Origin of the sequence: Microbacterium ureisolvens (assembly GCF_015278315.1) — a bacterium.
Classification (GTDB): Bacteria; Actinomycetota; Actinomycetes; order Actinomycetales; family Microbacteriaceae; genus Microbacterium; species Microbacterium ureisolvens.
Genome location: NZ_JADIJE010000003.1, coordinates 146,658 through 159,827, shown reverse-complemented (window position 1 = coordinate 159,827; position 13,170 = coordinate 146,658). Strand labels below are relative to the sequence as shown.

The following is a 13,170-nucleotide window of genomic DNA, read 5'->3' as shown; positions in this document are numbered from 1 at the left end:
AAACCTGAGAGGCTTATCGTGCTCATCCAACTCCAAGTCGCGGTGGGCGAGCGATGACCACTGTCCTTGCGATCGATCAGGGCACGTCCGGAACCAAGGCCGTCGTCGTCGGGGCGGACGGCGCCATCCTCGGGCTTGCGGAAGTTCCCCTTCGCCCCCGCTACCTGCCGGGGGGTGGGGTCGAACAAGATCCGGAAGAACTGTGGACCTCGGTCCTCGCTGCCGGCAGCAGCGCGATCAAGCAGTCACGTGCACTCATTGACGTGGTCACCCTCGCCAACCAGGGCGAGTCGGTGCTGGCCTGGGACCCCGCGTCCGGCAAGCCGCTCTCCAACGTGGTTGTCTGGCAGGACCGCCGTTCTCAGGACATATGCGAGCGACTTCGCCCGCACGCAGAGCTCATCTCCAGCCGTACAGGTCTCGTGCTCGACCCGTACTTCTCCGCTCCCAAGCAGGCCTGGCTCAGGGAGAACGTGACGCACGACGGAGTGGTCACCACCACAGATTCTTGGTTGATCTACCGACTCACGGGCGAGTTCGTCACCGACGTGACGACAGCGAGCAGATCCCTCCTGACAGATCTGGACGACATCGACTGGGACCTCGAGTTGATCGAGCTGTTCGGGTTGACCGACGAGAAGCGGCCCGCGCTGCTTACATCCGGTGCGATCGCCGGTACCACTGCCGCGTTCGGCGGCGTGATGGGGGTTGGTGGACTGATCGTCGACCAGCAGGCGGCCCTTATTGCCGAGTCCTGTCTCGACGTGGGTGAGGCGAAGTGCACCTTCGGGACGGGTGCATTCCTGTTGGCCAACACTGGTCACGTTGCTCACCGCTCCTCTGCCGGACTAGCGTCGTCGGTTGCATGGCATCTCGACGGGCGGCCGACTTACTGTTTCGACGGTCAGGTGTACACCGTGGCGTCTGCGGTGCGGTGGATGCAGAACCTCGGATTCATCAAGCACGCCGCCGAACTGGACTCGGTGGCCGCCGATGACGCGGACGGTGTGCTGAGCGTCCCTGCGTTGGCCGGTCTGGCGGCCCCGTGGTGGGAGCCGCAGACCAAGGCGTCGTTCACTGGCATGACACTGTCCACCGGTCCCGAGCATCTTGTTCTCGCCGTGCTGCAGGGAATTGCGGCCCAGGTCGCTCGACTCGGTCAAGCCGTGCGCGATGACCTGGGAAGTCCGCTACGCCGACTGCGTGTGGATGGCGGCCTCACTCGTAGCGCTGTCTTGATGCAGTCAGTCGCGGACCTGATGCAGATTCCGGTGGATGTCTACCCCTCGCCGCACGCCACGCCGCTCGGTGCAGCGGCTCTTGCCCGGGTCGCCATCGAGCCCACCGTGGCACTGGCGGACGCCGTGATCCCCTGGCAGCCGTCGATGACTTACGAACCCCTCTGGTCGTCGGACGAGGCTGCAGAGTTCCAGACCCGCTGGAATCGCGTCGCCGACGCCGCTCTTCAAGGAGAAGCAGTATGAGTGCAAATGCTCGCGTGCACGATGTCGTCGTCATCGGAGCTGGCATCGTCGGTTCCGCGATTGCCCGGCGGCTCGCCGGATTCGAGCTCTCTGTAGCTCTCTTGGACGAGAAGCCAGATGTGGGCGACGGGACGAGCAAGGCCAACACGGCGATTCTGCACACCGGCTTTGACGCGAAGCCCGGAACGCTGGAATCGAAAATGGTCCATCAGGGATACACCTTGCTGGCCGAGTATGCGACCCAGACCGGCATTCCGGTCGAGCGCACCGGCGCCGTCCTGGTGGCTTGGGATGAGGAGCAGCGCGATGCGCTGCCCGGGTTGCAGAAGAAGGCGGCCGACAACGGCTACGACCGCACCGAGATCATCACCGCCGAGGAAGTGTATGCGGTGCTTCCGAATCTGGGTGAGGGGGTGGTGGCGGGTCTGACGGTTCCCGACGAATCGATCATCTGCACATGGACGACCAACCTGGCCCTCGCGACGGATGCGGTGCAGCGTGGAGTGACACTGCTGCTGGCACGCCGGGTTGAAGGCGTCGCTCGGCGCGCCGACGTCACCGAACTCGTCACCTCGCAAGGCCCGGTACTCGCCCGCTGGGTGATCAATGCGGCCGGGCTGGGCGGAGACATCATCGACCGGATGTTCGGATACGACCGCCTCACCATCACCCCCCGCCGGGGAGAACTGCTGGTGTACGACAAGCAAGCGCGGCCGCTGGTCAACAAGATCGTGTTGCCGGTCCCGACTGCGCGTGGCAAGGGCGTGCTGGTGAGCCCGACCATCTACGGCAACGTAATGCTTGGGCCTACTGCGGAGGACCTGGACGACCGGACTCAAACCGGCACTTCGGAGGACGGCTTCAACTTCTTGCTCGGCAAAGGCAAGCAGTTGATGCCCCGGCTGCTTGATGAAGAAGTCACCGCCACCTACGCCGGGCTTCGAGCCGCCAGCGATCAGCCTGACTACCTCGTCGACGCAGACTCCACCGAGCGGTATGTCATCGCTGGCGGCATCCGGTCCACGGGCCTGACGTCCGGGATGGCCGTCGCCGAGCACATCGTCACCCTGCTCCGGCAGAGCCCGCTTGAACTCACCGAGCGGACCGACCTGCCCGCGCCCCCCAGGATGCCAAACATCGGCGAAGCATTCCTGCGCCCCTATCAGGACACCAGGCGAATCGCGGAGGATCCCGCATACGGACGCGTGGTGTGCTTCTGCGAACGCGTCACCGCCGGGGAGATCCGCGACACGTTCTCATCCCCGATTCCCCCGTGCAATCTCGAGGGTCTACGCCGGCGTACCCGTGCCCACAACGGCCGTTGCCAAGGCTTCTTCTGTGGCGCAGAAGTGACCGAGTTGCTCAACACACGAGGCGCCCGCGTCGAGGCCTCCAGCATCAGCGACCAGGAGAGAGTTCGATGAGCCTTCCGAACGCCATCACGGAGCAGGACGAGACCCCGGGGGCGGTGCGCAAAGCGACCGTGGCCATCATCGGCGGTGGGCCTGCTGGCCTGACCGCCGCGCGCTACCTCGCTCCCCGAGTCGAAGGGTCGGTGGTCGTTGTTGAGCGTGAAGCCGTCGCTGGCGGCATCCCCCGCCACAGCGATCACCCCGGCTACGGCATTCGGGACATGCGAACATTCATCAGCGGCCCGCGTTACGCGCAGATCCTCCGCGACCGCGCCCAAAAATCCGGCGCGACGATCCTCACGGAATCGACGGTCACGGACTGGGCCGGCGAACACTCCTTCAACGTCACCTCGCCTACGGGGCGCTTCAGGGTGGACGCGGACGTGGTCGTCCTCGCCACTGGCGCCCGTGAACGACCACGACCGGCGCGTCTGATCCCCGGTGACCGCGGGCAAGGCGTCTACACGACCGGTCACCTGCAGAACATCGTGCACCTGAAGCACGGCCGCGTTGGAAAGCGCGCCGTCATCGTCGGCGCCGAGCTCGTCAGCTGGTCTGCCGCACTCACGCTCCAGCATGTGGGATGCCGCACCGTGCTGATGACCACCGAGTACGCCAACCCGGACTCCTACTTTTTCTTCACGTGGCCAGGACGAATCTTCTTCCGAACCAAAGTGGCAACGCGGACCCGGGTGGTACGCATTGTGGGGCGTCCGAAGGTGGAGGCCGTGGAGGTGGAGGATCTGGACACCGGAAACCGTCGTCTCGTGCCGTGCGACACGGTGATCCTCACCGGCGATTGGATTCCAGACAACGAGCTCGCTCGCGCTGCCGGCATTTCCTTGAACGCAGGGACCAAGGGTCCAACAGTCGACGGTGCGATGCGCACGAGTGTTCCCGGGGTCTTCGCGATCGGTAACAGCCTGCACCCCGTCGACACTGCCGATATCGCTGCACTGGACGGAAAGGCCGTTGCCGACCACGTCATCGACTATCTGTCCGGCACGCAGGCCACGACCACCGCCCCGGTGGAGTTGCGCGTCGAACAGCCGTTGCGCTGGGTCTCACCGGCGCTCATCCGTCCGAACGATCCCGCCCCGCCCCGCGGTCGGTTGGAGCTGTGGACGGACGAGTACATCCCCTTTCCCCGCATCGTCGTGCGTCAGGGAGGAAAGACTCTGGTCCGCCGACGCTTGCTGTGGCCGGCCGCGCCCGGTCGAGTGTTTCGAGTGCCTTCGTCGGTGCTTCGGAAGGTTGGGGCGGCCGGGGGGCCGGTCACTCTCTCCATCCAGAAGTGACGGCCGACGAGTGATGATCGCCCGAGCCGGCGATCAGGGTGTGCCCGGCACGCAACCGGAAGTGGCGCTATTCGATATGGACGGCGTGCTGACGCGTCACGATTCGATGGCGGCGCTCATCATTCGCCGGCTGCGCGCAGCGCCATGGCGATTTGCGGCCGCAGTGCCTCTCGTGCTGACGGCGTTGGCCGCATCACCGTGGGGTGAGGTGCGGCCGAGGGTGAACCGCGCTTTGGTCCGCTTGGCTCTTAGAAATGTGAGCCCGCTCCAGTACGTCAGGCTCGCCGGGGAGACCGCTGAAGCGTTGGCAGCCGATCCCGACATCGGACGGCACACCATCGTCGCCGTGTTGCGGCAGTCGCACGCCCGCACACGGGCGATAGTGGTGACGGCTTCCGAGAAGACACTGGCTCGCAGCTATCTTGATGCGTTGGGGCTAAATGACGTCGAGGTCCTCGCGTCGACGTTGACTGTCGAGCGCAGAGGCTTGCTGATGGGTTCCCATAACGTCGGCGCTCGGAAGGTGCAAAGCCTGCGCGCGGCGGGCGTGGCGCTTGACCAGGCCGTCCTCTATACAGATTCCGCCTCGGATCTCCCGCTCGCTCGAGCAGTGAGGCACACCGTGCTCGTCAATGCGGGAACCAGGTCGACCCGGGCCTTCCGTCGCGCTCCCGAGGTGAGCGCGGAGTCGCTTCGGACGCGCTGATCCCGGGTGCTTCGGTGCTGATCGGGATCTATGCGCCACACACGCCGGGTGAGAACCATCGAACGATGGCCTGGCGGTCTGCAGTAGCGTCCGCCAGGCCATCTGTCGATCCGTCAGGCTCCCGCCAGTACGCCGCCATCGACGACGAACGCCGTTCCCGTGATCGCGGTCGAGCGATCGGAGAGCAGGAACGACACTGACTGTGCGATCTCGAGCGTTGTGATCGGGCGCCCGATCGGCTGGAAGTCGGGAAGCCCTTCTTCCAGCGCCTCGCGCCCGCCAAGCGCTTCGTAGTGCGGGATGTTGAGAGGGGTGTCGACGAAGCCGGGGCAGACCGTGTTGGCGCGGATCCCCTGCGCACCGTAGTCCAACGCGATGGCGCGAGTCAGCTGCAGGACGGCGCCCTTGCTGGCCGTGTAGGTAGTCAGAAGCTTTTCCGCTCCGATGGAGTTGATCGAGCCGAAGTTGACGATCGAACCACCGCCGGCCTTAAGCAGCTCCGGGAGGGCGTACTTGGAGCCGAGGAAGACACCACGTACGTTCACGGCGAAGGTGCGCTCGAAGTCTTCCAGGCTCGCGTCCAGAATGGTCCCCGGGATGAGGATCCCGGCGTTATTCACGATGCCGTTGAGTTCGCCGAAGGTGTCGACCGCAAACTGGATGAGCTCCTTGACCTGCTCCTCGTCCGCGACGTCCACCGTGCGCACGACCAGACGGTCGCTGTCGATGTCGAGTTCGGGCACACGCCTATCGGAATGCACGGTGGCGATGACGTTCGCGCCCTCGTCGTGCAGGTGCAAAGCGGTGGCGAGGCCGATGCCGCGCCCCGCGCCGGTGATGATGATCGTTTTACCGTCAAGCAGTCCCATTGGTTCTCCTATTTTTGACTGACAATAGCCTATTGATTTGTCCGACAATTAAACGAGTCCGATCCTCCCGAGCGAGGAGAACGGACTCAGATGTTGCGCGAAACCGTGCGGTCGGCAGGGCCCGAATCGTTCAGAGCGGCCAGTGCTCCGAGCGTGACGGGGGCCGCGACAGGCCGCTTCGCGAACGCATCCGTTCCGCCCGCGATTGTCGGGGTGCTGAGGCAGGAAGCGGCGTAGCCGCACATCCGGCCTTGGCACCAACCCATTCCCGTCCGGGTTAGCAGCTTGGTGGATCGGGGCTCGTTCGAGAGGGCGTCTGTTGCTGCGCTCAACACCCGGTCGTAGGTAACTTCCTCGCACCGGCAGATGACGGTGTCGTCCGTAAGCTGGTTCTGCCAGTGGTCCGTAACCGGGTGCGCGTTGTGCATTGCTGTGGCGAAGCCCTGCTTCCGGCGCCTGCGGCTTGTCAGTGCTCTGGCCGCCCTGCTGTCGAGGACTGCGGTCTTGCCCGCGATCTCGCCCTCCACGAGGGCGAGCTCGAGGCCTCCGATGCCGCTCGTCTCGCCTGCCGCAAATAGCCCATCCACTGATGTGCATTGCAGCTCGTCGGTGGCAACGACTTCCGTTCCGTCGACGTCCACACGTGTCGTCGCACCCAGCGAGAGTGCGAGTTCGATCTGGGCGGTGAATCCCCACCCGACGGCAATGGCGTCGACGTCGACGGTCTTGGCGGTGCTGCCGATTACCTTGCCATCGCTGTCGAGCTTTGCGACGACGGCTTGACGGACGCGGCCCGAACCTCGCGCTTCGATGATCGCAGAGCGGGGATGGATGGGGATTCGGTGTTTGGCGATCTGCAGCGCCAACTCGGCGCCCTCGGCGAGTTTGGACGGGTTGCTCGCGAGATGGCCAGCATGAGGCGCCCATTTGAGGTACGAGTTCGCTTCATGGACACCCGCGATAGTCGCGCCGGCCTCTGCGAGGCCGGCCGCAACGGCGACGAGAAAGGGGCCGGTTCCGCCGACGGCCACCCGTTTGCCGACGAGGACGTCGTTGGACTTCAGCAGGGCCTGCGCGCCGCCGGCGGTGACAACCCCCGGGAGATCCCACCCGGGAAACGGGAGCTGTCGGTCATATGCGCCGGCCGCCAGGATGATGCTTCGGCCGCTGATGCCTTCAGCCGTATGGCCGTGAGTGGTGTGAGCTGTAAACACGCCCGAGTCCGGGTCCCGTGTGACAGTCCATACCCACCGCCCCAGAAGCAGGTCGAGCGCACCGGCGGCTTCGCCTTCTTCCAATCGCCGGCGCAGGTTATGGTACGTGTTGAGATGGTGATGGTGGCGGCTAGTGACCTCTGCCAGACGCGGATCGAACGGCTGCCGCCAGTATTGGCCGCCCAGGTTGCGGTTGCCGTCGATGAGCACGATGCGAGCGCTGGGCTGAGACTGTATTGCCGCCGCGGCGGCAGCCATCCCGGCGGGACCACCACCGATGACGATGAGGTCTACGGGCGGCGATTCAGATCGCGAGGTCGTCACGTCCGGTACCTTCCTGTGCGCAGACGACCATGCCGTCTTCGGCGGGAGTCATGCAGGTTCGCTGATCGGGTTCTCCGTCGACTTTGGCCAGGCAATCGAAGCAGACGCCGATCCCGCAGAACATGCCCCGCGGAGCACCGGCGAGCCGGGTCGTTCGAGTGGCCAGCACCCCGTGCGCCACCAGGGCTCCCTGCACGCTCTGGCCCGGGCGAAAGCTGACTTCTTCGCCGTCAAACTGGAACGTCATGTCGGCTCTCTTCGCTGAAACGGGAAGGCGCGAATGCCTTCATGTCTACGCTCAGGGGAAGGTCCAGAATCATCTCTGTGATGATCCGACCCGTTGCGGGGGCCAACCCGATTCCGACCCCCTCGTGACCGACGGCGTGGAAGAGCCCCCCTAGCTCGGGGTCCGGACCGATGATCGGAAGGTGGCCGGTCGCGTAAGGGCGGAAGCCTTGGTAGTACCGGATCAGGCGGACGTCGGCGAGGAACGGGTAAACGGCGATCGCCTGGCTGGCGAGGCGTTGCACGATCTCCGCCCGGGGCCGATCGTCGAAGCCGATGCGTTCACGACTGGCGCCGATCAGGACAGTGCCACTCTTGGTTCCCTCGACGACGAGCGAGGCTTGGAGTCCCGCATCGCTGGACGACACGTTGTCCATGTACTCGGCTGAGTAGACCTTATGCCGGACGACGTGGGGCAGCGCTGAAGTGACAAGGACGTAGCCGCGACGCGGTTCCACGGGCAACGGCGTCGCCCAGGATGAGGTGAGCGGTCCAGCCCAAGCGCCGGAGCAGTTCACGACTACGCGCGCGGGCACCGTGCCGTTGTCGGTCTCAACTCCCGCGACCACGCCCTTATCCACCTTGACACCACGGACTTCGGTGTACGGGCTGATTGTCGCCCCGTTCCGACGCGCAATGCGAAGCATCTCGAACGCGGCGACCACCGGCATCACCTGGAGGTCTCCCGGGTAGAAGAGCCCACCCGGGTAGCCGGGAGCGAGGTTGGGTTCTCTCTCGTACAGAGCCGCCGCGTCCATCCGCTCCGCGTGCACTCCGGCTGCTTCGTGCGCTTCGGCGTAGCCGTGCAATGCGGTCATCGCGTTGCCCGCGACGCCCAGCAGCACCCCGCCCTTTTCTTCCAGCTCGATGTCCAATTCGTGGTCGGACTCGTCGAACTCGGCCCAGAGTCGGCTGGAGAACTTCTGTAGCTCCAGCTCTGGCCCTGGCGGCTTATCGGAGACCAGGATGTTGCCCTCACCGCGGCTGGATGTCCCGCTGACAGGAGCTCCCCGCTCGAGGACATGCACACGCAGACCAGCAAGACTGAGCTGATATGCCGTGGCGGCTCCGATGATTCCGCCGCCGATGATGACGACGTCAGTCATCGCTCAGCGCTCCCGAGGAGGGGGCCGCGATCAGCGTCCCCCTCCTCCTGCATGAGGGCGCGCAGTTGAACCACAACGTCCTTCTCTCTATTCATCTCGGGCGTCTGTCAGAAGCGGACGGCGTCGACGAACTTCTTTAGCCCGGGCGTCTGCGGGTTCCCGAAGATCGCGGACGGCGGGCCTTCCTCGGCGACGACGCCCTCTTCGAAGAAGAGCACTTTGTCAGCAGCCTTCGAGGCGAACGCCATGTCGTGCGTGACCAGCACGGCACCGATTCCTTCCTCTTCCTTCAGCTTCGTAATCACGCCGAGGACTTCCGCCGCTACGGGCGGGTCGAGGGCCGAAGTGATCTCATCACAGAGGAGCACCTTTGGACGCATCATCAGCGCTCGTGCGATGGCCACGCGCTGCCGCTCGCCACCCGAAAGCTGCGGGCTCCGGCTGTTGAGATGATGTTCCATCCCGACCTCGGCAAGCGCCTGCTTCGCGCGCTCCATAATGCTCTTCTTGGACTCGCGCAGCACGTGTCGAGGCGCCAATGCGAGGTTCTCGAACACCGTCATGTGAGGCCACAGGGTGTAGTGCTGGAAGATCATCCCTACGTCGGAGATGGCTCCGTCCCACTCGTCGGTGTACTCGCCGTCCTCGACCACTTGCTTGCCGCGGACGAAGATGTTTCCATCGTCGGGCTCTTCCAGGCCAGCGAAGATGCGCAGCAGGGTGCTCTTGCCCGACCCGCTCTTCCCGATGAGCACACCGATCTCGCCGGGGGCGATGTCGAAGCTCACGCTCTTGAGAACCTGGCGATCGCCGAACGACTTCGTGACTTGGTCTGCTACCAGCAACGAGCTCATAGCGGTCTCCTCCTGGCGAGGCGTCATGGAAAGGGTGGTCCCGCTCATTAGCTGCTCCCTCCCGTACGAATGTTCGCCGTGGCATCCGGTCGAACGTCGCTGTTGGCGTCCTCCGTGGTCTCCGCAACCACCGGACCCGGCCGCTGCCCGGGAAGGAGACCAGCCAGCAGCGACTTGCTGCCCTTTGTCGGCCGGTTCCCTTGCCGGATCATGCGTCGCTCGATGTAACTGGTGATGAGCGTGGCCGGGAACGCGAAGGCGAAGTACACCAGCGCCACCAATGTGAACACTTCCATGGGGCGGTAAGTCTGGCTAGCCATCACGTTGCCCTGGAACGTGATCTCCGCGACCCCGAGCACCGATACCAGCGAGGTGTCCTTGAACAGCTGGATGTTCAGCGACAGGACTGCGGGGATCTGCTGCTTGAAGGCCTGCGGGATCACGATCAGTCGCATGATGCTGAAGCGCGACAGCTGCAGCACTTCGGCCGCCTCGATCTGCTCCTTCGGGACCGACTGCAGGCCTGCGCGGTACACCTCTGCCATGAAGGCGGTGAGGTTTAGGGTCAGGGCCACGATCACCGTGAACAGGCTGGGGAAGGCGACCCCGGTCAAAGCGGGAAGCGCGTAGAACACCCAGATGAGCTGCACCAGCATCGGGGTGCACCGGAAGATCTCGATGTAGATCTGCGCGATCCAACGGATGATGCCGATCTCCGACATGCGTGCGAACGCAACGGGGAAGGCCAGCACGGAACTGATCAGGATCGTGATCACCGCGATCAGCAGCGTTGTGGTGAGGCCCTGCATGAGGGCCGGCCACACCTGGTCGATGATCGACCAGTCAAATTGATAGCCCATGCGTCACTCCTTTTCGGACGTGGGTTTTGCGGTGCCGCGTTACTTGATCTCGAGGTCGCCCAGGAACTCGACGTCGATGTAGCCGGCCTCGGCAAAGCCTCGCTCCATGTCGCCGGACAGCACTGCCTGGTCGATCGCGATGTTCAGCACCTGGAGGGATTGTGCGTCCACATCCTGCGGAACGCCATAGCTCACCCACACCTCGAGGATGCGGGGATCCGGGACGATGATTCCCCAGGTCGGGTCTTCCTGCGCGTTCTGCACCGCCACACCAAGGTCCGTGAACACGGCGGTCGCACGTCCGGCGTTCACGGCGCTGGCGGCGTTCTGGTAGTTGTCAACGCGCAGCGGCTCCGTCGTCACGACCTCGCTGATCGCTCGATCCTGCGAGGTGCCCTGTGCCACCGCGACGGGGGTGGTGGAGGTGAGGATCTGGTCGGCGGTGGTGATGCCGCTGTCTCGCTTGACCAGGAAGACCGCGGGGTAGGACCACGAAGGGTTGGTGTACTGGATGGACAGCGTGCGCTCGATGGTCTGGTCGAGGTCGGCTGCGATGTCGTATTGGCCGGCCTGCAATCCAGCGATGATGTTCTGCCAGGTCGTGGCGACCGTGACGAACTTGACGTCCAGCGCTTCCGCGACGTCCTGCAGCGGCAGCAGGTCGGGACCGGTGCAGGTGCCGTCGCTCTGGACCGTGATCGCAGGCGAGGCCTCAGCGCATCCGACGCGGAGCTCGCCTCGCTGCTTGATCTCGTTGATCCAGGTGGGGCCATCAGCGGTGGCGGCATTCGCTGCGCTGTTGTTGCCTGCCCAGGTGCCGGCGATCACGCCGGCACCGACAGCCAGGATCACAACGCCGATCGCGGCCATCACATACGTGGCGGTCTTCGGCGAGTTCTTCTTGCGGACCATGACTTACATCTCCTTCGATGGTGCTTCTTGGCTCGGGTTACTGCGATGCGGAAGTGCTGCTGACGGGAGTGGGCAGGGCGCTGACGAGCTGTGCGAGCTCGGCGCGCTCTTCCTCGGTGAGGGGAAGCAGGGGGCGTCGAACGGGGCCGACGCTTTGGCCGAGGATCTCGAGGGCGGCCTTGACCTTGACAACGTAGGCGCTGCTCTCGAGGAACTGCATGAGCGGCTCGATCGGCGCCCACAGTTCGCGGGCTTCCTCGAGGTCGCCGTTCTTGACGGCGTTGTAGATCCGGACGGCGAGTTCAGGGATGATGTTCGCGGAGCCGAGCACGACCGAGTCGGAGCCTTCCGCGAGGGTCGAGAAGAGCTCGCCGTCCATGCCGTTGATGAACTGGATCCGTCCCGCGAGTTGCTCCCGAGCCGTGTTGAAGACGTCGAGCTCGTCGGAGCTGAACTTGACGTAAGAGATGCCGGGCAGGTCAGCGAGTTCGGCCAGTTCCTCAACTGACAACGAGATGCGAGTTGCGTCGGGGAAGTAGTAGATCATCACGGGGATGTCGACGGCAGACGTGATGTCGGTGTAGTACTGCTTGACCTCGGCGAACGTCAGCCCCTCGTAGTACGGGGCGATCACCATGACCGCCGAGGCGCCGATGGACTTCGCGTGCTCGGTGAGCTCGATCGCCTCCAGGGTCGTGAGTGCACCGGTCTGGACGAAAACGGGGACGCGACCGGCTGCAGCCTTCACGGCAGCGGCGTGCAGAGCCTTGCGCTCATCCTTGCTCAGAGTCGTGAACTCACCAGTCGTTCCGCCGACGATGAGGCCGGACACGCCAGCCGTAATGAGGCGCTCCACATGCCGCTCAAGCGCTGCGAAGTCAATAGTGGAGCCGTCCGCGATCAGCGGCGTGACTACGGCGGGGTAGATACCGGAGATGGGCGTGGAAGTCGACATCGGCTCGGTCCTTACATTTTTGTCCGACAAGATGGGGTGTTCTCGTTGGACAATATGCGACCGCTTGAGCAGCGTCAACCCCCGAAGAGCAATCGGGATGAAGTGCCGCGGGAGGTTTACGGCGCTGTCACACGATCGTTACAGAAGAAAGTCCGCCCGGCGTTGGGACGCCAGCGCATCGAATCCCGGACGCAGCCGGTAGAGCAGGACGTTGTCGAGCACGTGATCCTCGACCATCGCCGCGATGGCGTCATCGTCGCCGGCGAGGATGCATTCGACATATTCGGTGTGCCGCCTATGCTGGCGCGCGACATCGCCGTGGTGCGCGGCGAGGTTGGTCGCGGTGCTGAGGTTCACGAAGCTTTCGATGCTGGTCCATACGCGCTGGAGGACCTCATTGCCCGGGGCGAACCACACCGTTCTATGGAGCGCAAGATGGGTGGCCTGCTCCGCCACCGGATCCTCGAGGTCTCCCGATGCTAGATATTCCTCTAAAGCTTCCCTGAGCATCTTCTGGCTCTTGCCGGTGGGATCCTTCGCGATCTTCTGTGCCGCCATCGTTTCGAGCTTGACGCGGACCTCTCCCAGGTCCTCGACACTCTTGCGGTTCAGGCGAGCGACGCGGACGCCCTTGTACTTCTCCTGAACGAGCAAGCCCTCGTGAACCAGAGTTTGCACTGCCTCTCGGAGAGTCGAACGACTGACATCGAGTGCCTCAGCCATCTGAACCTCGCGAACCGGGTCCCCGGGGCCGATCTCGCCGGTCAGGATCGCCTTGCGCAAAGAAGCAAGCGCTGCTTCCTTCCGGGTCTGCCCTGGCGTCAGGAGCGGCGACTGTTGGCTGCTCTCACTTGTCATCAGCGGTCCACTCTGCCTCGGCGGCGTCGTTCC

13 protein-coding genes are annotated in these 13,170 nt (G+C 64.4%); 4 read left to right on the top strand and 9 right to left on the bottom strand.

The features are described 5' to 3' along the window. Positions 1-53: 53 nt before the first annotated feature. Genes IM767_RS05635 through IM767_RS05620 form a run of 4 tightly spaced genes read left to right on the top strand, consistent with a single transcriptional unit; the run spans position 54 to position 4,900 of the window. Positions 54-1,484, top strand: coding sequence for an FGGY family carbohydrate kinase (locus tag IM767_RS05635; RefSeq protein WP_109211293.1), 1,431 nt, complete (start codon positions 54-56; stop codon positions 1,482-1,484). Positions 1,485-1,498: 14 nt separating this feature from the next. Further along, positions 1,499-2,908 (top strand): NAD(P)/FAD-dependent oxidoreductase, encoded by a 1,410-nt coding sequence (locus IM767_RS05630; RefSeq protein WP_198425697.1) that lies wholly within the window; start codon positions 1,499-1,501, stop codon positions 2,906-2,908. Further along, entirely contained in the window at positions 2,905-4,194 is a 1,290-nt protein-coding gene (locus tag IM767_RS05625; RefSeq protein WP_109211295.1) for an NAD(P)/FAD-dependent oxidoreductase, read from the top strand. Before IM767_RS05630 ends, IM767_RS05625 begins: the two co-directional genes overlap by 4 nt. Before the next feature lie 13 nt (positions 4,195-4,207). Beyond that, the gene (locus tag IM767_RS05620) at positions 4,208-4,900 is read left to right on the top strand and encodes a haloacid dehalogenase-like hydrolase (protein ID WP_109211296.1); all 693 of its coding nucleotides are present in this window, start codon (positions 4,208-4,210) and stop codon (positions 4,898-4,900) included. A 113-nt stretch (positions 4,901-5,013) separates the two neighbouring features. Here IM767_RS05620 and IM767_RS05615 read toward each other — a convergent pair whose 3' ends face one another. The 9 genes from IM767_RS05615 to IM767_RS05575 all read right to left on the bottom strand — a co-directional run bounded on the left by IM767_RS05615 (position 5,014) and on the right by IM767_RS05575 (position 13,137). Continuing rightward, positions 5,014-5,769 carry an SDR family NAD(P)-dependent oxidoreductase gene (locus IM767_RS05615; protein ID WP_109211297.1) on the bottom strand — a complete coding sequence of 252 codons (756 nt, stop codon included), beginning with the start codon at positions 5,767-5,769 and terminating at the stop codon, positions 5,014-5,016. Between the two features lie 86 nt (positions 5,770-5,855). After that, positions 5,856-7,307 (bottom strand): FAD/NAD(P)-dependent oxidoreductase, encoded by a 1,452-nt coding sequence (locus IM767_RS21160; RefSeq protein ID WP_162564337.1) that lies wholly within the window; start codon positions 7,305-7,307, stop codon positions 5,856-5,858. Continuing rightward, the gene (locus tag IM767_RS05605) at positions 7,288-7,554 is read right to left on the bottom strand and encodes a (2Fe-2S)-binding protein (RefSeq protein ID WP_109211299.1); all 267 of its coding nucleotides are present in this window, start codon (positions 7,552-7,554) and stop codon (positions 7,288-7,290) included. Before IM767_RS05605 ends, IM767_RS21160 begins: the two co-directional genes overlap by 20 nt. Continuing rightward, the gene (locus IM767_RS05600; RefSeq protein ID WP_109211300.1) at positions 7,538-8,698 is read right to left on the bottom strand and encodes an NAD(P)/FAD-dependent oxidoreductase; all 1,161 of its coding nucleotides are present in this window, start codon (positions 8,696-8,698) and stop codon (positions 7,538-7,540) included. The genes IM767_RS05605 and IM767_RS05600 overlap by 17 nt, the downstream gene beginning before the upstream one ends. A gap of 107 nt (positions 8,699-8,805) precedes the next feature. Further along, positions 8,806-9,552, bottom strand: coding sequence for an amino acid ABC transporter ATP-binding protein (locus IM767_RS05595; RefSeq protein WP_109211426.1), 747 nt, complete (start codon positions 9,550-9,552; stop codon positions 8,806-8,808). Between the two features lie 47 nt (positions 9,553-9,599). Continuing rightward, the gene (locus IM767_RS05590; protein WP_109211301.1) at positions 9,600-10,412 is read right to left on the bottom strand and encodes an amino acid ABC transporter permease; all 813 of its coding nucleotides are present in this window, start codon (positions 10,410-10,412) and stop codon (positions 9,600-9,602) included. A gap of 39 nt (positions 10,413-10,451) precedes the next feature. Next, a complete protein-coding gene (locus IM767_RS05585; protein ID WP_109211302.1) occupies positions 10,452-11,324 on the bottom strand; it encodes a substrate-binding periplasmic protein in 873 nt (290 codons plus the stop codon). Positions 11,325-11,361: 37 nt separating this feature from the next. Beyond that, positions 11,362-12,279, bottom strand: a complete 918-nt coding sequence (locus IM767_RS05580) for a dihydrodipicolinate synthase family protein (protein WP_109211303.1) — start codon at positions 12,277-12,279, stop codon at positions 11,362-11,364. 138 nt (positions 12,280-12,417) lie between these two features. Then, on the bottom strand, positions 12,418-13,137 hold the full coding sequence (locus IM767_RS05575) for a GntR family transcriptional regulator (protein WP_162564338.1): 720 nt from the start codon (positions 13,135-13,137) through the stop codon (positions 12,418-12,420). Between the last annotated feature and the right edge of the window lie 33 nt (positions 13,138-13,170).